This is a genomic window from Micromonospora sp. WMMD980 (assembly GCF_029626035.1).
In the GTDB taxonomy this organism is placed as follows: domain Bacteria; phylum Actinomycetota; class Actinomycetes; order Mycobacteriales; family Micromonosporaceae; genus Micromonospora.
On the sequence record NZ_JARUBE010000003.1, the window covers coordinates 5,837,819 to 5,859,443 of the forward strand.

The 21,625-nt window shown below is 75.1% G+C and carries 19 protein-coding genes; 8 read left to right on the top strand and 11 right to left on the bottom strand.

Annotation, left to right across the window (positions count from 1 at the left end):
- The first annotated feature begins 63 nt into the window (after window positions 1-63).
- Entirely contained in the window at window positions 64-2,103 is a 2,040-nt protein-coding gene (locus tag O7618_RS27555) for an aminotransferase class I/II-fold pyridoxal phosphate-dependent enzyme (protein WP_278109055.1), read from the top strand.
- Between the two features lie 82 nt (window positions 2,104-2,185).
- Here O7618_RS27555 and O7618_RS27560 read toward each other — a convergent pair whose 3' ends face one another.
- The 6 genes from O7618_RS27560 to O7618_RS27585 all read right to left on the bottom strand — a co-directional run bounded on the left by O7618_RS27560 (window position 2,186) and on the right by O7618_RS27585 (window position 6,651).
- Window positions 2,186-2,956 (bottom strand): class I SAM-dependent methyltransferase, encoded by a 771-nt coding sequence (locus O7618_RS27560; RefSeq protein WP_278109056.1) that lies wholly within the window; start codon window positions 2,954-2,956, stop codon window positions 2,186-2,188.
- Between the two features lie 4 nt (window positions 2,957-2,960).
- On the bottom strand, window positions 2,961-4,028 hold the full coding sequence (locus O7618_RS27565) for a radical SAM protein (RefSeq protein WP_278109057.1): 1,068 nt from the start codon (window positions 4,026-4,028) through the stop codon (window positions 2,961-2,963).
- A gap of 34 nt (window positions 4,029-4,062) precedes the next feature.
- Window positions 4,063-4,848: a class I SAM-dependent methyltransferase gene (locus tag O7618_RS27570; RefSeq protein WP_278109058.1), complete on the bottom strand. Its 786-nt coding sequence runs from the start codon at window positions 4,846-4,848 to the stop codon at window positions 4,063-4,065.
- Complete coding sequence (locus tag O7618_RS27575; protein WP_278109059.1) at window positions 4,845-5,339, bottom strand: hypothetical protein; 495 nt, start codon at window positions 5,337-5,339, stop codon at window positions 4,845-4,847. The genes O7618_RS27570 and O7618_RS27575 overlap by 4 nt, the downstream gene beginning before the upstream one ends.
- Window positions 5,340-5,341: 2 nt before the next feature.
- Window positions 5,342-5,803, bottom strand: coding sequence for a glycosyltransferase (locus O7618_RS27580; protein ID WP_278109060.1), 462 nt, complete (start codon window positions 5,801-5,803; stop codon window positions 5,342-5,344).
- Window positions 5,804-5,973: 170 nt separating this feature from the next.
- Window positions 5,974-6,651 carry a Crp/Fnr family transcriptional regulator gene (locus tag O7618_RS27585; RefSeq protein ID WP_088976469.1) on the bottom strand — a complete coding sequence of 226 codons (678 nt, stop codon included), beginning with the start codon at window positions 6,649-6,651 and terminating at the stop codon, window positions 5,974-5,976.
- A gap of 175 nt (window positions 6,652-6,826) precedes the next feature.
- On the opposite strand from O7618_RS27585, the gene O7618_RS27590 reads away from it, so the two are divergent.
- The 6 genes from O7618_RS27590 to O7618_RS27615 all read left to right on the top strand — a co-directional run bounded on the left by O7618_RS27590 (window position 6,827) and on the right by O7618_RS27615 (window position 12,327).
- A complete protein-coding gene (locus O7618_RS27590; protein WP_278109061.1) occupies window positions 6,827-7,489 on the top strand; it encodes an adenosylcobinamide amidohydrolase in 663 nt (220 codons plus the stop codon).
- Window positions 7,490-7,694: 205 nt separating this feature from the next.
- Complete coding sequence (locus O7618_RS27595; RefSeq protein WP_278109062.1) at window positions 7,695-8,945, top strand: CapA family protein; 1,251 nt, start codon at window positions 7,695-7,697, stop codon at window positions 8,943-8,945.
- Window positions 8,946-9,004: 59 nt separating this feature from the next.
- Entirely contained in the window at window positions 9,005-9,784 is a 780-nt protein-coding gene (nth, locus tag O7618_RS27600; protein ID WP_278109063.1) for an endonuclease III, read from the top strand.
- Complete coding sequence (locus tag O7618_RS27605; protein ID WP_278109064.1) at window positions 9,781-10,386, top strand: TlpA disulfide reductase family protein; 606 nt, start codon at window positions 9,781-9,783, stop codon at window positions 10,384-10,386. The genes nth and O7618_RS27605 overlap by 4 nt, the downstream gene beginning before the upstream one ends.
- Entirely contained in the window at window positions 10,383-11,072 is a 690-nt protein-coding gene (locus O7618_RS27610) for a CoA pyrophosphatase (RefSeq protein WP_278109065.1), read from the top strand. The genes O7618_RS27605 and O7618_RS27610 overlap by 4 nt, the downstream gene beginning before the upstream one ends.
- 76 nt (window positions 11,073-11,148) lie before the next feature.
- Window positions 11,149-12,327, top strand: a complete 1,179-nt coding sequence (locus O7618_RS27615) for a MarP family serine protease (protein WP_278109066.1) — start codon at window positions 11,149-11,151, stop codon at window positions 12,325-12,327.
- 31 nt (window positions 12,328-12,358) lie between these two features.
- On the opposite strand, the gene O7618_RS27620 is transcribed toward O7618_RS27615, so the two are convergent.
- The 4 genes from O7618_RS27620 to eccCa all read right to left on the bottom strand — a co-directional run bounded on the left by O7618_RS27620 (window position 12,359) and on the right by eccCa (window position 19,284).
- Window positions 12,359-13,081: a phosphatase PAP2 family protein gene (locus O7618_RS27620; RefSeq protein ID WP_278109067.1), complete on the bottom strand. Its 723-nt coding sequence runs from the start codon at window positions 13,079-13,081 to the stop codon at window positions 12,359-12,361.
- Between the two features lie 30 nt (window positions 13,082-13,111).
- Window positions 13,112-13,909, bottom strand: coding sequence for a phosphatase PAP2 family protein (locus tag O7618_RS27625; RefSeq protein ID WP_278109069.1), 798 nt, complete (start codon window positions 13,907-13,909; stop codon window positions 13,112-13,114).
- 37 nt (window positions 13,910-13,946) lie between these two features.
- Window positions 13,947-15,137 carry a type VII secretion-associated serine protease mycosin gene (mycP, locus tag O7618_RS27630; protein WP_278110170.1) on the bottom strand — a complete coding sequence of 397 codons (1,191 nt, stop codon included), beginning with the start codon at window positions 15,135-15,137 and terminating at the stop codon, window positions 13,947-13,949.
- Window positions 15,138-15,327: 190 nt separating this feature from the next.
- The gene (eccCa, locus tag O7618_RS27635; protein WP_278109070.1) at window positions 15,328-19,284 is read right to left on the bottom strand and encodes a type VII secretion protein EccCa; all 3,957 of its coding nucleotides are present in this window, start codon (window positions 19,282-19,284) and stop codon (window positions 15,328-15,330) included.
- Between the two features lie 102 nt (window positions 19,285-19,386).
- Between eccCa and eccD the strand changes: the two genes are divergently transcribed.
- Window positions 19,387-20,769, top strand: a complete 1,383-nt coding sequence (gene eccD / locus O7618_RS27640; RefSeq protein ID WP_278109071.1) for a type VII secretion integral membrane protein EccD — start codon at window positions 19,387-19,389, stop codon at window positions 20,767-20,769.
- Between the two features lie 53 nt (window positions 20,770-20,822).
- Here the strand turns inward: eccD and O7618_RS27645 are convergent, their stop codons facing one another.
- Complete coding sequence (locus tag O7618_RS27645) at window positions 20,823-21,329, bottom strand: inorganic diphosphatase (RefSeq protein WP_278109072.1); 507 nt, start codon at window positions 21,327-21,329, stop codon at window positions 20,823-20,825.
- Between the last annotated feature and the right edge of the window lie 296 nt (window positions 21,330-21,625).

The following is a 21,625-nucleotide window of genomic DNA, read 5'->3' on the forward strand; positions in this document are numbered from 1 at the left end:
CATCGGACACCGTCGAGGGAGGGATTCCGCGATACTGGGCACCGTTCCCGGGGAGGGCGCGACATGGATGATTTCGTGCTGGTCGGCGGCTCCGGTTTCCTGGGCACCGCGACCGCTGGGGCGCTGCTGGCCGCCGGCGCGCGGGTGACCACGGTGGACCGCCATCCGCCCGCCGAGACCGACACCGCCGCCGGGCTCGACTGGATCCGGGCGGACCTGCTCACCGACGACCCGCCCGAGCTGCCGCCCGGCATCGTCGTGGTGCTGCTCGGCGCGAGCGAGCCGCGCCCCCGTCGGCCCTGGACGCTGCCGCTCGACAACGCCGTCAGCACCGCCCGGCTGCTGCCCCGGCTGGCCGGCCGCCGGGTGGTGCTCACCTCGTCGGTCGAGGTCTACGGCGCGGTGGCCGGTCCGCTGGCCGAGGACACCGCGCCCGAGCTGCCGTGGACCCTCGACGAGATCGACGACTGGTGCGTGCTCGTCCGCGAGCTGGCCCGGACCCCCTGCCCGCCCTGGCGGGCCGCCCCACCCGCCCGCGCCATGGCCGACGCCGACCCCACCGGCCGCTGGACGTACGCGATGGCGAAGCTCGCCCAGGAGCGGCTCGTCGCCGGCGCCGTCGACCCCGACCGGCTGACCGTGCTCCGCCTCGCCAACGTGATCGGCGCGGGACAGCACCGGGTCGCCACCAGGCTGATCCGCCGGGCCCGGCAGGGGCTGCCGCTGCCGGTCACCGCGGACGCCGTACGCAGCTTCCTGCCCGCCGCCGCGCTCGCCCGGATGCTGCTCGACGGCATCGGCCCCGGCGTCTGGAACGTCGGCGGGAAGGCGGTGCCGCTGGCCGACCTCGCCACCTGGATCCGGGACCTGTGCGGCTCGTCGGCACCACTGCTGACCACGCCCCGCCGGCTGCCGGACAGCTCCGGTCAGGTGGTCACCGACCGGCTGACCACCGCCGGCCACCGGATCGACCCGCTCCGCCCGCACCTGGCGGCGCTGGTCGCCGAGGTGGACCACGACCGGACGCCGTTGTTCCGGCCGCCGCTGCCGGTCGTCGTGCCGCCCCCGCCGACCCACCCCGAGCTGGTCGCCGCCCGCCAGCAGGAGGCGCTGGCGAGCGGCGAGGTCAAACACGGCAACCGCTGGACGCGGGAGCTGACCGAACGGCTGGGCAAGGAGCTGGAACTCGACGACGAGCACCGGGTGCTGGTCACCGCGTCCGGCACCGCCGCACTGCGGATCATGGTGGCCGCCACCGTCGGTCCGGCCCGACCCGGCGACGTGGCGGTGCTGCCCTCGTACACCTTTCCCGCCACCGCGGAGATCCTGGTCCAGCTCGGTTACGCGCTGCGCTTCGTCGACGTGGACGCCGCGACCTGGACGCTGGACCCGGCGGCCGTCGCCACCGCGATCGCCGGCGGCGGCGTACGGGTGGTGCTCTGCGTCGACACCTTCGGCAACCCGTGCGACTATCCGGCCCTGCGGGCGGTCTGCGACCCCGCCGGGGTGGTGCTGCTGGCCGACTCCGCAGCCGCCCTCGGCAGCCTGCACCAGGGGCGGCCGGTGGCCCAGCAGGCGCTGGCCCACTCGTACTCGATGAGCTTCGCCAAGGTGGTCTCGGCCGGTGGGGCCGGCGGTGCCCTGGTGCTGCCCGCCGGCGCCGCCGAGGCGGTACTCGACGCGCCGGCCGGCTGGACCCGCTCCGAGCTGATGAACGAACTGCACGCCGTGGTCGCCGTCGACCAGCTCGCGGAGCTGGACACGCTGGTCCGCCACCGGGGCGAGGTGGCCGAGGTGTACGCCGAGGCCGCCCGCACCCTGCCGGTCGAGATCCAGCGGGTCCGCCCCGGGGACCGGCACTGCTGGGTGCACTGGGTGGCCCGGCTCGCCGACCGGGATCGGGTGGCGGCGGAGCTCGCGGCCCTCGGGGTGCGGACCAAGCCCTACTTCGCGGCGCTCCACCGTGGCCCGCTGGGCGGCGGCGAGCGGCTGCCGGTGACCGAACGGCTGGACATCGAGGCGCTGGCGCTGCCCATGTCGTCGGAACTCACCGTGGGACAGGCGGAACGAGTCGTCGCCGCGCTGCGCCGCTGCCTGGGCTGAACCTCGCCGCGGCGACGTACGCGGCGGCTTCGAGCGACTGCCGGGCGATGTCGACCCGGCCGCCGGGCGGCGGCCCGAGCGGTCAGGTCGGGGCGCGGTGACCGGTCACCAACAGCTGCTTGCCGGCGTCGGCGAGGACCGGGTCGTCGCCCAGCCGGCGCTCCAGAGCCAGCAGCCCGCCCCGGTCGGCGGCGAGCCGATCGGCCAACCCCGCCCGACCCAGCGGGCCGGCGCTGACCAGCAGCCCGGCGCTGCGCACCTGGACCAGCCCGGCGGCGGCGAACGCGGCCTCCAGCCGGGCGCGGTCCAGCAGGTGCAGATCGGCCGCGTGCCCGTCGGACCGCCAGACGCCCCGGCGGCGGGACAACCGGTCCACCGCCTCGTCGTCCCGGCCGGCGCCGACCAGCTCCAGCACCAGCCCCACCAGCGAGTCGACGAGCACCGCCAGCACCCCGCCCGGCCGCAGCCAGCCGGCCAGGTGCCGGACCGCGGCCTCGGGATCGGCGGTGTACTGCAGCGAGCCCATCGCCAGCACCGCGCCGGCCGTGGCGGGCAGCGTCACCTCGGTCATCGAGCCCTCGACCAGGGTGAAGCCCCGGCCCGGCGGGCGGCGGCGCAGCTCGGCGACCATCCCCGGGGCCTGCTCGACGCCGGTCACCGGATGGCCCAGGTCGAGCAGTCGCCGGGCCCACCGGCCCACGCCGCAGCCGGCGTCCACCACCGGGGCGTCCGGCGGCAGCAGCTCGCGCACCCGCTCCCACGCCAGGTCGTCGTAGGCACGCCGGTGCGGCACCGCGAAGTGCTCCTCGTAGCCGGGGGCCAGCGCGTCGTACAGCGGCTGGCTCGGGCGCATCGGCTCAGACAAGGCTGCGCCGCCCGCGCCGCCACTGCCGGTCGGCCAGATAGGTGCCCGGTCGCCACCGCAGGTTGAGGCTGTAGTTGCTGCCGCAGCCGACGCACTCCTTGCGGAACAGCCTCGCGTGCTCGGCGCGGTATTCCGGGGCGTCGACGATCTCGGCGATCGGGCGCTGCCGCACCGAGGCGGTCGGATCGTGCGCCCAGCAGCCGCCGACCTCGCCCCGGGAGTGCACCATCAGCTTGAGCTGCGACTCGGCGCAGGGCAGGTCGCGCTGCACCAGGTCGTCGAAGTGCCCGCGCAGGTAGCGCAATTCGGAATAGCGCGGCAGCCACCGCCGGTCGGCCCGGGCCATCACCTCCAGCTCGGCCAGCGCGGCGTCGAGCCGGTCGCCGGACACGTCGGTCTGCCCGGTGACCGCGTCGGTGCGGAACAGGAACGTCCGGTCGGTGACCAGGTTGAGGTAGAGCGCCACACCCAGCTCCTGGGCCAGCGCCGCGATGCCGGGCAGGCCGTCCACGTTGTCGCGCATCACGGTGAAGTTCATCCGCACCTTCAGGCCGAGCCGGTCGCGCTCCGCGACCAGGTTGCGCAGGTGCCGGGTCGTCGTCTCGAACGCGCCGAGCCGGCCCCGGATCCGGTCGTGCACCAGCGCCGTCGGGCCGTCGACCGAGACGTTGAAGCTGCGTACGCCGGCGGCGAGCACCTCGGTCAGGACGGGCGGGGTGAGCCGGATGCCGTTGGTGTTCAGGTGCAGGTGGCGCACGCCGACGTCGCGGGCGTACGCCATCAGCGCTGGCGCGTCCGGCCGGATCAACGGCTCACCGCCGGTGAAGTTCACCTTGTGGATGCGCAGCGCGACGAGTTGGCGCAGCACGTCCCGCCACTCCTCGGTGGACAGCTCACCCTTCGTGTTGGTCGTCCAACAGCCGCAGCTCGTGCAGCGCAGGTTGCAGTTGTCGGTGAGGAACAGCTCGGCGACCAGCGGCCGGACATGCAGCCGGGGCGCCACCCGCTCCTTGACCGCGAGCCGGCCGAAGAACCACGCCAGCCGAGCGGTGTCGGCCACGCTCACGGGCACCTCCGAGCGGTGTCGGCGGTGCTCACGGGCACCTCCGGGCGAGGACGAAGAGGTTGGCCGAGCGGAACAGCCGGCCGTCGAGGTGGATCCCGCGTTCCAGCAGGCGGCGTACCGGCCCGCCGGTGAGCAGCGCCGGGATCTGCAAGCACCGCCAGAACAGGTTGGCGCCGGTCACCGTGGTCGGTGCGAAACCCGCGGCGCGCAGCAGCCGGAGCAGGTCCGCGGTGCGGTAGTTGGTGTGCCGGTCCCGGCCGACCGACATGTCCCCGCGCAGGTCGTCGGAGAGGTCGGCGAACCGGCGGCGCCACACCTCGGCACCGAAGCGCCACGAGTAGATCCGGCGGTGCAGCCGGGGGAAGTCGAACTTCGCGTTGTCGGGGTCGAGGAAGCTGAAGACGTGCCGGCGCGGCACGGTGAGCACCAGCAGACCACCGGGGACGAGCACCCGGTGCGCCTCGGCGAGCGACGCGGCCTCGTCGGGCACGTGCTCCAGCACGTCGAGCAGGCTGACCGAGTCGAAGCTGCCGTCGGCGAACGGCAGCGGCGCGCCGACCCGGAGCCGGTGCAGCGGCAGGCCCGGGTGGCGGGCGGCCAGCCCGGCCAGGTAGCCCGGGTGCGGGTCGGCGCCCGCGCAGGTCACGGTGCCGTGCTCGTGCAGCGCGCCGAGGAAGTCGCCCGGACCGCAGCCCAGGTCGAGGTGCCGGCCGGTGCGGCCGGCCAACGCCGACCAGGCGAACGCGTAGCGCCGCAGCGGGTGGGTGGCGAACGGCGTGCCCGACCGGCGGGTCGCCTCGTCGGCGCGGCTCATCGGACCAGCCGGGCGCAGAGCGCGTCGAGCGTGGCGGCCAGCCGTCCGCCGTCGACCGCGCCCGGCAGCGGGCGCTCGGCGAGCAACCGGCGCTGCCGTTCCGGGTGCGCGGCCACCACGGCCGGCAGTTCGGCCACGTCCCACACCGCGACCACCCGCCCGGACCGTTCCTCCGCGCGCAGGTAGGCGACCTGGTGGTCGTTGCCCATCTCGCCCCGCGCCGCCTCCCGGGCCACCGCGACCGGCACCCGGCCGAGCCGCTGGACCAGCCGGACGGTGTTGCCCGCGTGGGTGACCACCACGTCGGCGTCGGCCAGCCGCTTCCGCAGGTCGTCCAGGGGCAGGAACGCGGCGTGCGGGCACGGCGGTGTCACGGCCGAGGTGCCGGTCTGCACGAACACCTCGTGCGCGGCGCAGAGCGGCGCGACGGCGCCGACCAGGCGGTCGAACGGCCAGGGGCCCATGCCGACGGTGACCAGGACACGGGCCATGGTCAGTAGAGCTCCCCGACGAACACCGCGCGGGGACGGGAGGCCAGCAGCGCGGGACGCTGCACCAGCACGGCGGCGGCGAGTCGGGAACAGAGCCCGGCGGCGGCGCCGGCGGGCCCGGTCATGTTGAACGTCTCCAGCCAGAGCGACGGCACCCGGAGCAGGCGGGCGGCGAGGAAGACGCCGACGGCCACCCCGGTGCCGGCCGACACCACCACGTCGGGTCGCTCCCGGCGCAGCAGCCGCAGCGCCCGCCAGGTCGCCGGCAGCACCCGCAGTCGGGTGCGGGTCGACAGCTCGGGCCGCCAGTGCACCCGCTGCCCGGCCAGCGCCACCTCGGTGTCGGGGGCGGGCACCGCCACCCAGACCGGGTCGTGCCGTTCCCACCAGGGGCGCAGGGCGAGCAGGTCGAGCAGGACGCCACCGCTGCTGGAAACGAGGAGTATCCGGTATCGCCGGCCCATCACGCCACGCTATCGCAGAGTCGCGGATCGGGGTGACCCGTCCAGAGTGGACGGTCGAGGTGTCGGCGCCACCCTCCCTGCCGCGATCCTGCACCTCGGGCCGTCAGGCCGCGCCTCCGCGCGGTGCGCCGGAGCGGAAAGCGCAAGATCACACAGGGAACGGGTGGGCGTCAGACGCGCGCGCGGCGGGCCAGGCGCTCCGGGTCGAGGATGATGATGCTCTTGCCGTCCAGGCGCAGCCAGCCGCGGGAGGCGAAGTCGGCGAGCGCCTTGTTGACGGTCTCCCGCGAGGCGCCGACGAGCTGGGCGATCTCCTCCTGGGTGAGGTCGTGGGTCACCCGCAGCACGCCGCCGTCGCGGGTGCCGAACCGGCCGGCCATCTGGAGCAGGTTCTTGGCGACCCGGCCCGGCACGTCGGTGAAGATCAGGTCGGCGAGCGAGTCGTTCGTCCGGCGCAGCCTGCGGGCCAGCACCCGGAGCAACTGCTCGGCGATCTCGGGGCGGTTGTTGAGCCATGGCCGCAGGGCCTGCTTGCGCAGCCGGACCAGCCGGGTGTCGGTGACCGCGGTGGCGGTCGCCGTCCGCGGGCCGGGGTCGAACAGCGACAACTCGCCGACCATGTCCGACGGGCCCATCACGGCGATCAGGTTCTGCCGGCCGTCCGCAGCCCGGCGACCCACCTTGATCTTGCCGGACAGGAGGATGTAGAGACTGTCGCCGGGCTCGCCCTCGTTGAAGACGACCTCGCCCTTGCGGACGTCGATCGTCTCCATCTCCTTGGCGAGCGCCTCGGCAGCCTCCGGGTCGACACCCTGGAAGATCCCGCTGCGGGCCAGTACCTCGTCCATCGCGCACCTCCGCCTGCGCGTGCCGTCCGTCGGCCCGGGTCCGCCGTCCGCTGATCCCTCGCGCGCCGCCAGTCTAGGCGCACATGAGCAGGAATCGGAGGTGCACCCCTGGATCCCCGCCCTCCGGGCCGGGGCAGCACGACCCGTTCCCACCTGTGATCGTAGGGTGATCGGCGTGCTGAGCGAGCCGACCCTGACCAGCCGATACGAAACCGGGTGGAACATCCCGTTGCTGTGCTGGCGGGCCGAGACGCCACTGCTGGCGGTCGGCTCCGCCCCGCTGGGCGGGGGGATCGGCGTCCGCCGGTGGGTGCTGAACGCGACAGTGCCGATGTCGTACGACCGGGACGACCCCGCCGCCCACCTGGCCGAACTGGCCCACGGTCTCGACCTGACCGGGCCCGGGGTCGGGCTGCTGACCGGGGTGGACGTGGCCGAGGTGGTGCGCCGGACCGACCAGGGCGTGCGGGTCTGGGCGACCGTCGGCCTGGGCACCCCGGTGTGGGCCGCCGCGCCCGCGCCCGCGCCGCCCGCCCAGCGCGTCGGCACGGTCAACCTCGTGGTGCACGTGCCGGCCCGCTTCGGTGACGCGGCACTGGTCAACGCGGTCGCCACGGCCACCGAGGCGAAGGCGCAGGCGATCTGGGAACTGGGACTGCCGGCCACCGGCACCGCCACCGACGCGGTCACCGTGCTCTGCCCGGCCGACGGCGAGCCGGCCGCGTACGGCGGCCCGCGCTCCGCCTGGGGAGCCCCGCTGGCCCGCGCCGTGCACGCCGCCGTCCGGGCCGGGGGCGCCGGCACCGTCGTCCCCTGGTCCGACCGGCGGGCCCGCTGACGTGCCCACGCCGAGAGGCAGCGGCTCACCGGCCGGCGACGCGGCGGCGTCGTGCTCCGGTCCGACCGGGCCGGCCGGACCGCTCCCGCCGGCACGCCGAGCGTCCGGAGGTGGGCCGCCGGGCCCCGCCCGACGACCGCTGGTCCGGGTGTTCCGGCCATTCGGTCCTCGTCGTGGCGTTCCCGGCACGGTAGCGTCGCCGACGATGTACGCTCCCGCCCGCTCTCTGTCCCGTTCCCGCCGCGCCGCCGGCCCGCGCCCGGCCGGTCCCGGCCCGCGCCGTGCCGTTCCCGGTCGGCCGGCCACCGCCCCCGGCTCGCGCCTCGCCGCGCTGGTCGCGCTCGTCGTCGTCCTGCTCGTCGCCGGCTGTTCCGACTCCGGCGGCGCGGACGACCCGCTCTGGCAGACCGGGCAGGGCGGGGGTTCGACCGGCTCGGCCGAACCCGCGACGGGTGACCAGCCGGCGGCCCCCGACGGGACGACCGAGGCGTCGATCTCCCTCACCGCGACCGGTGACGTGATCATGGGGAACGCGCCCAACCGGCTGCCGCCCAACGGCGGCAAGGGCTTCTTCGACGACGTGAAGTCCGCGCTCAAGGGCGATCTGGTGATGGGAAACCTGGAGGAGCCGCTCACCGAGGACACCGGGGCCGGGAAGTGCGGCCCGAACCCGAAGAACTGCTACCAGTTCCGGGCGCCGCCCGGCTACGCGGCCCACCTGCGCTCGGCCGGGTTCCAACTGCTCAACCAGGCCAACAACCACGGCAACGACTACGGTCAGCAGGGCTACGAGAACACCCAGTCGGCGCTGGAGGCGCACGGGCTCAAGCACACCGGCGCGCCCGGTGAGATCACCGTGGTCGACGTCAAGGGCGTCACGGTGGCGGTGGTCGGCTTCTCGTCGTACCCCTGGTCGAACAGCCTGGTCGACCTCGACGCCGCCAAGCAGGTCATCGAGATGGCCAAGGGGATGGCCAAGCTCGTGGTGGTGCAGGTGCACATGGGTGCCGAGGGTGCCGAGAAGACCAGGGTCAAGCCGGGCACCGAGACCTACGTCGGCGAGAACCGGGGCGACCCGATGCGTTTCGCCCGCACCGTGATCGACGCCGGCGCCGACCTGGTGATCGGGCACGGCCCGCACGTGCTGCGCGGCATGGAGTTCTACCAGGGGCGGCTGATCGCCTACAGCCTGGGCAACTTCGCGGGCGGCGGGAAGTCGCTGAACAGTTCCGGCCGGCTCGGCTGGGGCGGCGTGCTCAAGGTGTCGCTCACCGCCGACGGCCGCTTCGCCGGCGGCACGTTCACCTCGACCGCGATGAACGGCGTCGGCCGTCCGTCGGTCGATCGGCAGGATCGCGGCCTCGGGCTGGTCCGCGAGGTGACCCGGGCCGACTTCCCGGACACCGGCGCGAAGATCGACGCGTCCGGGAAGATCAGCGCGCCGAAGGGTGGCTGAGCGCACGCCGCCCGCGGCGACCCGCCGGAGCGTCGGCCCCGCGACGTAGGCTGGCCGGCGTGACCACGCGCTCCCCCGAGACCGACCTCGGCCGTACGCGTCGGGCCCGCCGCATCGGGCGGGTGCTGACCGAGACCCACCCCGACGCGCACTGTGAACTCGACCACTCCGACGCGTTGGAGTTGGCGGTCGCCACGATCCTGTCCGCCCAGTGCACCGACAAGAAGGTCAACGAGGTCACGCCGAAGCTGTTCGCGCGCTACCGCACCGCCGCCGACTACGCCGGGGCGGACCGCGGCGAGCTGGAGAAGCTGATCCGGCCCACCGGTTTCTACCGCAACAAGACCAGCTCGCTGATCAACCTGGGTCGCGCGCTCTGCGAGCGCTACGACGGCGAGGTGCCCGGCCGGCTGGCCGACCTGGTCACCCTGCCGGGCATCGGGCGCAAGACCGCCAACGTCATCCTCGGCAACGCCTTCGACGTCCCGGGCATCACCGTCGACACCCACTTCCAGCGACTGGTGCAGCGCTGGCAGTTGACCGCCGAGACCGACCCGGTCAAGATCGAGCACGCGATCGGCGCGCTCTTCCCGAAGCGCGACTGGACGATGCTCTCGCACCGGGTCATCTTCCACGGCCGCCGGGTCTGTCACGCCCGCAAGCCGGCCTGCGGCGCCTGCACGCTGGCGAAGCTCTGCCCCGCATACGGCACCGGGCCGACCGAACCGGTCGCGTCGGCGAAGCTGCTGAAGGGCCCCCGCGCCCGGGATCTCGCGGCGGCCGTCGGCCTCGACCCCGACCTGGTGCCGCAGCAGGCGGCCGGGGCGGACGCGCCGTGACCCGCCGGCTCGCCCACCTGCTCGTCCCGCTGGCGCTGCTGGCGGCGGGTTGCACGGCCACGGCCGAGGAGCCGGCCGGCCCGCCGCCCGCCACCCGCGCGGAACGCCCCTCGCCGTTCGCCGACTGCGCCCCGCTGACCGTGGCGCCCACCTCGGCCGCGCCCGCCCCGGCCGGCGCCGCCGGCGGTCCGCTGCCCGACCTGACCCTGAGCTGCTTCACCGGTGGCCCGCCGGTCAAGCTGCGCGACGTCAAGGGCCCGGCGGTGATCAACGTGTGGGCCTCCTGGTGCCCGCCCTGCCGCAAGGAGCTGCCCGCCTTCCAGCGACTCAGCGAACGGGCGGACGGCCGCTTCCAGGTGATCGGCGTGAACAGCCGGGACAGCCGCGGCGGCGCGCAGTCCATCGGCGAGGACTTCGGCATCGGTTTCCCGATGCTCGTCGACCAGGGCGACGCGTTCGAGCGTGCGCTCGAACGCAGCGCGTTCCCGCTGACCGTCCTGGTCGGCACCGACGGCCGGATCCGGCACATCGAGGGCACCGGCGCCCTCGACGACGCCCGCCTGGCGAAGCTCGTGCAGGCCCACCTCGGGGTGCGGGTGTGACCCGACAGCCCCCGGGATGGTTCGACCCGCTGCTGGGCCGGCTCGGCACCGCGCGGGCGGAGGACTTCACCCGGCTCACCACGCCGGAGACCGGCGGCCGGGAGAGCGCCGTGCTGGTGCTGCTCGGTGAGGAGCCCGGCGCCGGGCCGGACGTGCTGGTCCTCCAGCGCGCCGCGACGCTGCGCAACCACGCCGGTCAGCCGGCCTTCCCCGGCGGCGCCGCCGACCCGGAGGACGCCGACGCCCGGGCCACCGCGCTGCGCGAGGCGAACGAGGAGGTCGGTCTCGACCCCGGCTCCGTCACCGTGCTGGCCGAGCTGCCCCGACTCTGGATCCCGGTCAGCGACTTCGTGGTCACCCCGGTGCTCGCCTGGTGGCACGACCCGCACCCGGTGCACCCGCGCGAGCCGGCCGAGGTCGCGCACGTCGCCCGGCTGCCGGTCGCCGAACTGGTCGACCCGGACAACCGGATGCGGGTCCGCCACTCCAGCGGTTGGATCGGGCCGGCCTTCTCGGCCCGCGGCATGCTGGTCTGGGGCTTCACCGCCGGCGTGATCGACACGCTGCTGGAGATGGCCGGCTGGGCCCGGCCCTGGCCGCGCTCGCGGGTGGTGGAGCTGCCGCCCGTCGCCGCCCCGGCACCGTCGGCCGGCACGGACGCCGCCGACGAGAGTCCGGTGCGATGATCACTCGCCCGGATCCTCAGGTCACGTTCAGCGAGCGCTGAGTCGACCGGGAGCCCGGTGCCCGTACCCTTGGGGCGTGTCCGCCGTGGATCTCGTCCTGCTCCTGCTCATGCTCGTGTTCGCGATCAGCGGATACCGTCAGGGCTTCGTCATCGGTGCCCTGTCGTTCTCCGGGTTCTTCCTGGGCGCCTTGCTCGGCCTCCAGGTCGGCCCGCTGATCGCCCAGCAGTTCGCGTCCAGCGGCACCCGGGTGCTGGTCTCCCTGGTGGCCATCTTCGGGCTCGCCGTGCTGGGCCAGGCACTGGCCGGTTGGCTCGGCTCCAACCTGCGCGCGGCCATCACCGGGCCGGCCGGGAAGAAGGTCGACGACGTCGGCGGCGCGTTCATCTCGGTCGTCGCGGTGATGCTGGTGGCCTGGTTGGTCGCGGTGCCGCTCGGCTCCTCCTCGGTGCCGTGGCTGGCCGCCTCGGTCAAGGACAGCGCGCTGCTCACCGTGGTCGACCGGGTGCTGCCCGACCGGGCCCAGGAACTCTCCACCGCGCTGCGCGACACCGTCGACACCAACGGCTTCCCCGACGTGTTCAACGGCCTGGGCAGCACCAACGCGCGGCAGGTCTCCCCGCCCGACCCGGCGCTGGCCAACTCCCAGGTGGTGCAGAACAGCAAACGCTCGGTGGTGAAGGTGCTCGGCTCCGCGCCGAGCTGCTCCCGCCGGATCGAGGGCTCCGGCTTCGTCTACGCCGACGACCGGGTGATGACCAACGCGCACGTGGTGGCCGGCACCCGCTCGGTGGCGGTGGAGCTGCGCGGCGAGCGCTACGACGGCGAGGTGGTGGTCTACGACCCGGAGCGCGACCTGGCGGTGCTCTACGTGCCGGGGCTGCCCGGGCCGTCGCTGCGCTTCGCCGCCGGGGCGGCCGCCAGCGGGGCCGACGCGATCGTGCTCGGCTTCCCCCTCGACGGCCCCTACGACGCCCGGCCGGCCCGGGTGCGGGACGTCGACCGGATCACCGGGCCGGACATCTACTCGTCCGGTGACGTGACGCGGGAGATCTACACGATCCGGGCGCTGGTGCGCAGCGGCAACTCCGGCGGTCCGCTGGTCTCCTCGAACGGCCTGGTGCTCGGCGTGATCTTCGCGGCCGCCGCGGACGACCCGAACACCGGCTTCGCGGTGACCGCCGCCGAGGCGCGGTCGGTGGCGCTGACCGGCGCGGAGCGTACCCGGGGAGTCGCCACCGGCGACTGCACCTGAGCCGCCGGCGTGAGGCCGGCCGGCTCAGTGGTCAGCCGGCCGGGGCGGCGGCCGGCGCCACGTCGTCGCCCGACCGGCTCAGCGGCAGCTTCGCGCGACCCCAGGTGAGCGTCTTGTCGAGCACCGCCCGCGCCATGATCGCCACGCAGATGCCGCCGTTGAGGAATGAGGCCACCACGTCACTGGGGTGGTGCATGCCCCGGTACATGCGGGTGAGCGCCACCCCGACCGGCACCAGCACCAGCAGCGTCCACCAGGCGGCCTTGGCCGGTGTGCTGCGTGCCCGCAGCGCCAGCAGCACCGCCAGGCCGACGTAGAGCGCCGTCGCCGCCGAGGTGTGCCCGGAGGGGAAGCTGGAGGTCGGCGGGGACGCGTCCATGTGCTCCACGGCCGGACGCTGCCGGTCGATCACCATGGTGGTGAACAGGAAGATCAGCGCCTGGGCGGTCACCGCCGCGCATAGGAAGATCGGCTCCCGCCAGCGGTGCAGCACCAGCCGTAGCACCAGCGCGGCGAGCACCGTCACCACGACGATCATCTGGGTGCTGGCCAGCGTGCTGAAGACCAGCGACACGTCGTTCCAGCCGGGCGTCCGGTCGCCCGCGAACTCGCGGTTCACCCCGTCCTCCACGGTGAACGGCCAGGTGTGCGTGAGCACCCGGCTGACCAGGAGACCCAGCCCCACCATGACGGCGAAGAGCAGGGACACCGGCAGCAGCACGCGCCGGGCGATCTGAACCGCGACATCGGACATGAGCCGCCCATTACCCCGGCGGACGCCCCGCTACGCGCGTGCGTCCTCCGGCCCCGGGTCGGCCAGCTCCGGCTCGACGCCCTCCCGCATCGGGCGGGCCGACCGGTGACCGGCCCTGGTCCGCCAGGTGGCGAACCCGGCCGCGGTGGACGCGACCACGGCCACCCCCAGCACCCAACCACCCACCACGTCGCTGCTCCAGTGCACGCCCAGCGCGATCCGGCTGAGCCCGGTCACCACGGTCAGCAGGACCGCCGCGGTCCACAGTGCGACCCGCCCGGCCAGGCTGTGCCGGGCGAACGGCAGGAAGACCAGCAGCAGCACCCCGGCGGCCAGCGCCGCGTTCAACGCGTGCCCGGACGGAAAGGAATAGCCGGCGGCCCGGGCCACCGGCTCCAGCAGGTCCGGCCGGTTCCGGCCGGCCAGCAGCTTGAGCAGCGCGCCGAGAAACCCGCCGACAAGCATCGTGGTGACCACCCAGGCGGCCAGTCGCGGGGCCCGGCGTCGCCGGAGCAGCCAGACCACCACCACGGCGGCGGCCACCCGCAGCGGACCCGGCCCGAAGACGTGCGTCCACACGGTCACCGCGCGTACCCAGGCCGGATGCGCCAACGCGTAGCCGTGGAACGCGTCGGTGACCGAGGCGTCCAGCCGGAACAGCGGCGGCCAGGCACCCAGGACCAGCAGCGCGAGCAGGGCGAACGGCACCAGCACCAGGACCGCGGCGACGGCGGCCAGGGTGAGCCGCAGGCCCAGCGAGCGGTCGGGGTCCAGGCGGCGGTTCCGCCAGGACCGGTCACGGGTGGACGTCGGACCGGTGGTGTTCATGCGCCGTTCACTACCCCGCAGGGCCCGGCCAGACCGGTCAGCGACGGGCCCGCCGGAACCGGCGCACCATCAGCGCGGCGCCGGTGAGCAGGGCGACGAACAGGGCCAGCCCGGTCCAGAGCCGCTCCGGCGCGGAAACCTCGGCCTGGCCGGCCGGGCGGGCCGACCACCCCGTCTGCTTCGGGCCGCCGAACGGGTCGCCACCCTGCCCCGCCACCGCGGCCCGGGTGTCCGGGCCGTCGCCCGGGGCCGGCCCGAAGCCCACCACGCCGGGAGAGGCGTTGTCGTCCAGCGGGTTCTGCCCCACCGCGGCCACGTCGGCGGTGAGCGCGGCCACCGGGTCGACCATGCCGTAGCCGAAGCGGTCGTCCCGGCCCGTCGGGCCGAGATCCCGCGCGGTGCTGACCAGCCGGTTGACCACGTCACCGGCGGTCATCTTCGGATATCTCGCCCGGACCAGGGCGGCCGTCGCGGCGACCAGCGGCGCGGCGAAGCTCGTCCCCTGCACCCGCCAGTAGCCGCCTCGGGACCGGGCGCCGTAGAGGGCGGTGGCCGGTGCGCTCAGCACCGTCTCGTGGCCGGTGATCGAACCGGACCAGAGGTTCTCGCTGTCGCGGTCCAGGCCGGTGACCGCCAGCACGCCCGGCTCACGGGCCGGGTACCAGACCTTCGTGGTGGTCGAGGTGGCCAGGTTGCCGGTGCAGGCGACCACCACCACGTCGCGGGCGAAGGCGTAGTCGAGCGCCGCGGCCAGGGCCGGGCTGTCACCACTGCCGCCGAGCGACAGGTTGATCACCCGGGCGCCGTTGTCGACCGCCCAGCGCACCGCCTTCGCGATGACCAGGGCGTCGTCGTAGCGGTTCTCCGCGTCCAGCACCCGGATCGGCAGGATCTTCGCGTCCGGCGCGAGGCCCACCACGCCCCGGTCGTCGTCGGCCCGCCCGGCGATCAGGCCGGCCACCGTGGTGCCGTGCCCGACCGGGTCCGGCTCCTCCCGGCCGCCGGCGGGGTCGACCAGGTCGAGACCGGGCAGGACCTGACCGGCCAGGTCGGGATGGGAGCCGTCCACCCCGGAGTCGATCACCGCGACCACCACGCCGCGCCCGGTGGAGGTCCGCCAGGCGGTCTTCGCCCGCAACTCGGTCAACTGCCACTGCTCGTCGCGGACCTGGTCGGTGCGGAGCGCGGCGACCGGGGCGGCCGGCGCGGCGTAAGCCGGCGCAGCCAGCGGGCCGGCCGAGAGGGTCAGCGCCGCCGTGGCGGCGAGCAGCGCCCGCCCGGCGGTACGCCGGGGCGGCACGTCGGGAAGTCCCTGCCGATCCCTGGTCACATTCCCCAGCCATTCCGTCGCTTCCGACACATGCTGCTCGGAGATTACCGGTTGTCCCGGCCGTCCCGGGTCAACTCCGGGCACCCGGTCATCCGGGCGGGAGATGAGCCAACTGCACCAGACGCACACCCTCACGGCGGGTGACCAGACGCGCCCGGCCCGGGGGCAGCGGACCGGCCTTGACCTGACCGACGAGCGGCCCCTCCTCCGGGCCGCCCGACATCACCAGCCCGGCCGTGGACAACTCCCGCAACCGCTGGATGATCGGCTCGTACGCGGTCCGGCCGGCCCCGCCGGAGCGCCGGGCCAGCACCAGGTGCAGGCCGACGTCCCGGGCGTGCGGGAGGTGCTCCTCCAGCGCGCGCAACGGGTTCGTCGGGCCGCCGGCCACCAGGTCGTAGTCGTCCACCAGCACGAACAGCTCCGGCCCGGTCCACCAGGAGCGGGCCCGCAACTCGGCCGGGGTCACCTCGGGGCCGGGCTGCCGTCCCTGCAGGTAGCCGGCCGCCGACTCGATCAGCTCGGCGGTGTGCGGGGCCGCCGTGCCGTAGCCGATCAGGTGCGGCGTCTCGATCGTGCCCATCAGGCTCCGCCGGTAGTCGACCAGGATGACCCGGGCCTGCTCCGGGCTGAACCGGCCGACGATCGAGGTGGCCAGCGCGCGCAGGAACGAGGACTTGCCGCACTCGGCGTCGCCGAAGACCACGAAGTTCGGCTCGGTGGCGAAGTCCAGCACCACCGGGGACAGGTCCGCCTCGGCCACCCCCACCGGAAACGCCAACCCGGTGGTGGCGGTCTGGTCCAGCTCGGCATAGGAAAGCACCGGCGGGAGCAGCCGCACCCGGGGCGCCACCGGACCGGTCCACCCGCCGACCACCGCCTTGACCAGGTCGCCGGTCTCGCCGCCCAGGGCGGCCACCCGCGACTGCGCGGTGAGGAAGTGCAGCCCGCCCGCGGTGATCCCGCGTCCCGGCCGCTCCTCCGGGACGGTCGCCGCCAGCGCGCGCTTGACCACCACCGAGTCGGACGGGTCGCCGAGGCGCAGCTCCAGCCGGGAGCCGAACAGGTCGCGGATCGCCGGCCGGAAGTCCGACCAGCGCAACGCGCTCGCCACCACGTGCACCCCGTACGCCAGACCCCGGGTGGCCAGCTCGGTGACCAGCGGCTCCAGGTCCTCGTACTCGCCGCGCAGCGTGTTCCAGCCGTCGACGACCAGGAACACGTCCCCGAAGGGATCGGCCCCGGCCGGCCCGCCCGCCGGCGTCGCGGCCCGCCGTCGGCGCCACGCCGCCATCGACTCCACCCCGGACTCGGTGAACCGCCGCTCCCGTTCGGCGAGCAGACCGGCCACCTCGCCGACGGTACGGCGGACCGCGGTGCCGTCGGTCCGCCCGCTGACGCCGCCCACGTGCGGCAGGTCGCGCAGCGCCCCGAGCGTTCCGCCGCCGAAGTCGAGGCAGTAGACCTGAACCTCGGCCGGCGTGTGGGTGAGCGCCAGCGCGCAGATCAGCGTGCGCAGCAGCCCGGACCGACCGCTGCGGGTGGTCCCGACCACCGCGACGTGCCCGGCCGCGCCGTCCAGGGCCAGCCACAGCAGGTCCCGCCGCTGCTCGAACGGCTTGTCCACCACGGCCACCGGCACCTGCAACGCGCCGTGCAGCTCGGGGTTGGCCACGGTGAGCCCGCGCCCCGGGTCGACGCCGACCGGGCCGAGCAGCTCGTCGAGAGTGGGGGAGGCGTCCAGCGGCGGCAGCCACACCTGGTGCGCGGGCGGCCCCTGCCCGGCCAGCCGGTCGACGATCGTCTCCAGCAGCGTCTCGCCGCTCTCCTCCTCGGTCGGCCGGGCGGCCGGCGTGGCCGGTCGGGGCACCGGCGCCAGGTGGGTGGAGAACGCGAGCACCCGCGGCGACCCGCCGTTGGTCGCGCCCGCCGCGCCGGTGCGGCGACGCACCGCCCCGGAGACGTACGCGGCCTTGAAGCGGACCAGCGGGTCGGTGCCGGAGCGCAGGTAGCCGTGCCCAGGGCTGCGGGGCAGCTCGTGCGCGTCCGGCACGCCGAGCACCGTCCGGGACTCCAGCGCCGAGAACGTGCGTAACCCGATCCGGTACGACAGGTGGGTGTCCAGCCCGCGCAGCCGCCCCTCCTCCAGTCGCTGGCTGGCCAGCAGCAGGTGCACCCCGAGCGACCGGCCCAGCCGGCCGATCTGCACGAAGAGGTCGATGAAGTCGGGCTTGGCGGAGAGCAGTTCGGAGAACTCGTCGCAGATCAGCAGCAGCGAGGGCAGCGGGGCGAGCGGGCTGCCGGCCGCCCGCGCCCGCTCGTAGTCTCGGACGCTCGCGAAGGTGCCCGCCCGGCGCAGCAACTCCTGCCGGCGCATCAGCTCGCCGTTGATCGCGTCGACCATCCGGTCGACCAGGGGCAGGGCGTCGGCCAGGTTGGTGATCACGGCGGCGGTGTGCGGCAGCCGCTCGAACGGCGCGAAGGTGGCGCCGCCCTTGAAGTCGACGAGAACGAAGTTGAGCTGTGCCGAGCTGTGCGTGGCGGCCAGCCCGAGCACCAGCGTGCGGAGCAGCTCCGACTTGCCCGAGCCGGTGGCGCCGATCAGCAGCCCGTGCGGGCCCATGCCGTCCAGCGCCGACTCCTTCAGGTCGAGGTCGATCGCCCCGCCGTCGGCGCCCACCCCGATCGGCACCCGCAGCCGGTCCCGGGCGGCCCGGGGCGCCCAGCCCTGCTCGGCGGTGAAGCCCTCCGGGTCACCGAGGCCGAGCAGCTCGGGCAGGCCCGGTTCGGCGCCGGCGGGCGCGTCCGGTCCGCGTACCGTGCCGGCCAGCCGCAGCGGCGCGAGCCGCCGGGCGACCGCCTCCGCGTCGGCCGGCGCCAGCGCGTCGGCGGCGCCCACCTCGGCGTGCCCCGCCGACGAGTGCGAGTGCAGCCGGCCGTCGACCAGGTCGAGCAGCAGGGCGTACCGGTCGAGCAGCCGGGGCGGTGGGGTGTCCAGGTCGAGCACGGTGACCGCGTCGATGCCGCCGTCACCGGCCAGGTCGGCCGCCCCGGTCAGGTCGCCGCCGTCGAGCACCACCACCACGTGCGGCCCGTCGGTGGCCGGGCCGTGCGGGCTGAACCGGGACCGGCTGCCGAGCACGTCACCGAGGAGCCGTTCCAGGTCGGCCGCGGAGCTGGTGACCAGGCGCACCGGGCCGAGCGCGTCGGTGCGGGCCGGGTGGTGGGCGTGCGGCAGCCACTTCACCCACTCCCACCGGTCCCGGCGTTCCGGGCCGGCGCAGACCGCGATCAGCAGCTCGTCCGGGGCGTGGAAGACGGCGAGCTGGGTGAGCACCGCCCGGGCCAGCGCCTGCGCGGCCGGCGAGCCGGACCCGCGCACCGTGCCGCCCGGGCCGCGCACGAACACCCGGGCGAAGCTGCGCAGCGACAGCGCCACCGGCAGGTCCGGCACCACCGAGTACGCGTCCAGGAAGCGCCGCAGCGCCCCGGCGGTCATCGGCTCCAACTCCTCCAGCGGTCGGGTCACCGGTGGGACCAGGGGGGTCGCGAGCGTCTGCGGCCCGGTGCCGACCCGGACCACGGCGAAGTCCGGGTCGCCCGGGCGGCGCTCCCACACCCGGTGACTGTCGACCGTGGACCAGAGCCGCCCCGGCTCCGGGTGGCGGTAGGACAGGCCGGCCCGCTGGGCGCCGGCGGTCTCCCGGACCCGCCGGCGCAGGGTCGCCAGGTGGCGCAGGTACTCCCGGCGGGCGGCGATCAGCTCGGACTTCTTCGGCCCGGCGCTGCCCCAGGTGGTCACCAGCATCGCCAGCGAGGAGAGCCCGAACATTCCGCCCACCACGTACGAGTAGGCGCCGCCGCCCCGGCCGAACATCATCGCCATGGCCACCGTGCCACCGAGCATCGGCAGCACCAGCAGCGCCTGCTGCCAGCGCCCGCCGGCCGCCGCGGGGATCTCCGGCGGGGCCTCGACGGGCAGCTCGCCGACCGGGATCTCCGGGGCCGGTCGGCGCGGCGGCCGCTTGATGACGACAGTGGACACGCAGCCCTCCCATGGCTCTCGGTAACCCGAGCCTGGCTCATAGTAGGTAAAGTCCTCTCGTCCGTCAGCCCACCGATCCGGCTCGATGATGGAGATACGTCGATGACAAGCGGGCTCGCCCGGGTCACGATCAGCGCGCCCCGCCGCCGCGTCGACGTGGCCCTGCCGGAGCAGGTTCCCCTGGCCGAGCTGCTGCCGGAGGTGCTCCGGCACGCCGGGGAGGGGCTCGCCGACGACGGCGAACGACACGGCGGGTGGGTGCTGCGACGCACCGACGGCGCGGTGCTGGCCACCGCCCAGGCGCTGCTGTCGCAGGGCGTCCGCGACGGCGAGGTGCTGCACCTCGTGCCGGCCCGCGCCGAGTGGCCCGAGCTGGAGTACGACGACGTGGTCGAGGCGATCGTCGACGGGGCCCGCCGCCGGGGTGCCGCCTGGTCGGCCGGCGCGACCCGGGTCGCCGCGCTGGCCGGCGCCGGCGTGCCGCTGGCGGTCGGGCTGGTCGCCGTGCTGTCGGCCGGCCCGGGGGAGCCCGGCTGGCCGGTCGCCACCGCGGTCGCGCTGATCCTGGTGCTCGCCGCCACCGCCGCCTCGCGCGCCTACTCGGACGGCCCGACCGGCGTCACCCTCGGCGGATACGCGCTGCCCTGGGCGGCGGCGGCCGGCGCGCTCGCGGTCGGCTCCGGCGACCCGGTCGGCCCGATCCCCGGCCTGCGCTGGGTCGGCGCGCCCGAACTGCTGGTCGGCTCGGTGGGGCTGCTGCTGGTGGCGGTGCTCGCCCTGCTCGGCGTGGCGCACCGGTCCCGCGTCCCGGTGGCCGGCGTGACGGTCGGCGTGGCCGGCGCGGCGGCCGCCCTCGGGGCGTTGCCGCTCGACCCGGCCGGCGCGGCGGCGGTGCTGCTCGCCGTGCTGGTCTTCGCGCTCGGCGGGCTGCCGCTGCTGGCCATCCGGGTCGGCAAGCTACCCCTGCCACCGCTCACCCTGCCCACCCCGGCCGGGACCCGTGACCTGCCCGACCGGGGGCGGGTGCACGCGGCCGTGGCCCGGGCCGAGGAGGTGCTGACCGGGATGCTGCTCGGGCACGCGGTGCTGGCGGTGGGCGCCGCCGCGGTGCTGGTCGCCACCGGCGGGACGGCCGGTCGGCTGCTGGTCGCGGTCGGCTGCGCGGTGCTGCTGCTGCGCTCCCGGCTGTTCGTGGCGATCCGGCACCGGGTGCCGGCGGTCACCGCCGGGCTGGCCGGTTTCGCGCTTCTCGGCGCCGTCCTCGCGGACCGGGCCGGCCCGGGCGGCCGGCTCGCGCTGACCGTCGGCGGGCTGGCCCTGGCCCTGGTGGCGGTCACCGCCGGCGCCACGTACGCCCGCCGGCCGGTCTCGCCGTACCTGGGTCGGCTGGCCGACCTGACCGACACCGCGTTGGTGGTCGCGGTGGTCCCGGTGGCCTGCGCGGTGCTCGACCTCTACGACCGGGCCCGTGGCCTGCTGGCCTGAACACGACGGGGCCCGGGTCGCGGGTGCGACCCGGGCCCGGAGAAGTCTCGCCGTCAGTGCAGCGTCTCGCCGCGCTCCTCGGCCTCCTTGGCCCGCTGGTAGGAGGCGACGATCTCGGCCTCCGCCTCGACCCGACCCACCCAGGTGGCGCCCTCGACCGACTTGCCCGGCTCCAGATCCTTGTAGACCTCGAAGAAGTGCTGGATCTCCAGCCGGTCGAACTCGCCGAGGTGGTGGATGTCGCGCAGGTGCTCCTGGCGCGGATCCTCGTAGGGCACGCAGAGGACCTTGTCGTCGCCGCCCTTCTCGTCGGTCATCCGGAACATGCCGATGGTGCGGCAGCGGATCAGGCAACCCGGGAAGGTCGGTTCGGGCACCAGCACCAGCGCGTCCAGCGGGTCGCCGTCCTCGCCCAGGGTGCCCTCGATGAAGCCGTAGTCGGCGGGGTACTGCGTGGAGGTGAAGAGGGTGCGGTCCAGCCGGATCCGGCCGGTCGCGTGGTCCACCTCGTATTTGTTGCGGTGACCCTTGGGGATCTCAACCGTGACGTCGAAATCCATCTTCCACGCTCCCTCGTTGCCCACGCTGGCTGACGGAAACCGGCGGCTCGCCACCCGCGCGGGAGGAACGCCCCCGCCGGCTCCGGCCGCCGCATAGTGTTCGGACCGAAGTAGTGTCACCCAAGGCGATTTCGAGCGGGGGAGGAGGGGGCCGTGGGGAGGGAAGATTCACACTACCGCCCCGAGGGGGTTGACGGCCGGCGGTCCGCCGGATTCGGTTCCGGTCCCGCCGGCGCCACCGGCCGGGTGTCCGTCCCCGGCGCCAACGTCACCCACCGTGGCGCCCCTGCCACCGG

Excerpts from the sequence above, each read along its gene's own strand:
- O7618_RS27555 (WP_278109055.1), top strand. The coding sequence starts at position 64 with ATGGATGATTTCGTGCTGGTCGGCGGCTCCGGTTTCCTGGGCACCGCG.
- O7618_RS27560 (WP_278109056.1), bottom strand. The coding sequence starts at position 2,956 with ATGCGCCCGAGCCAGCCGCTGTACGACGCGCTGGCCCCCGGCTACGAG.
- O7618_RS27570 (WP_278109058.1), bottom strand. The coding sequence starts at position 4,848 with ATGAGCCGCGCCGACGAGGCGACCCGCCGGTCGGGCACGCCGTTCGCC.
- O7618_RS27575 (WP_278109059.1), bottom strand. The coding sequence starts at position 5,339 with ATGGCCCGTGTCCTGGTCACCGTCGGCATGGGCCCCTGGCCGTTCGAC.
- O7618_RS27580 (WP_278109060.1), bottom strand. The coding sequence starts at position 5,803 with ATGGGCCGGCGATACCGGATACTCCTCGTTTCCAGCAGCGGTGGCGTC.
- O7618_RS27585 (WP_088976469.1), bottom strand. The coding sequence starts at position 6,651 with ATGGACGAGGTACTGGCCCGCAGCGGGATCTTCCAGGGTGTCGACCCG.
- O7618_RS27595 (WP_278109062.1), top strand. The coding sequence starts at position 7,695 with ATGTACGCTCCCGCCCGCTCTCTGTCCCGTTCCCGCCGCGCCGCCGGC.
- O7618_RS27620 (WP_278109067.1), bottom strand. The coding sequence starts at position 13,081 with ATGTCCGATGTCGCGGTTCAGATCGCCCGGCGCGTGCTGCTGCCGGTG.
- O7618_RS27625 (WP_278109069.1), bottom strand. The coding sequence starts at position 13,909 with ATGAACACCACCGGTCCGACGTCCACCCGTGACCGGTCCTGGCGGAAC.
- eccD (WP_278109071.1), top strand. The coding sequence starts at position 19,387 with ATGACAAGCGGGCTCGCCCGGGTCACGATCAGCGCGCCCCGCCGCCGC.
- O7618_RS27645 (WP_278109072.1), bottom strand. The coding sequence starts at position 21,329 with ATGGATTTCGACGTCACGGTTGAGATCCCCAAGGGTCACCGCAACAAA.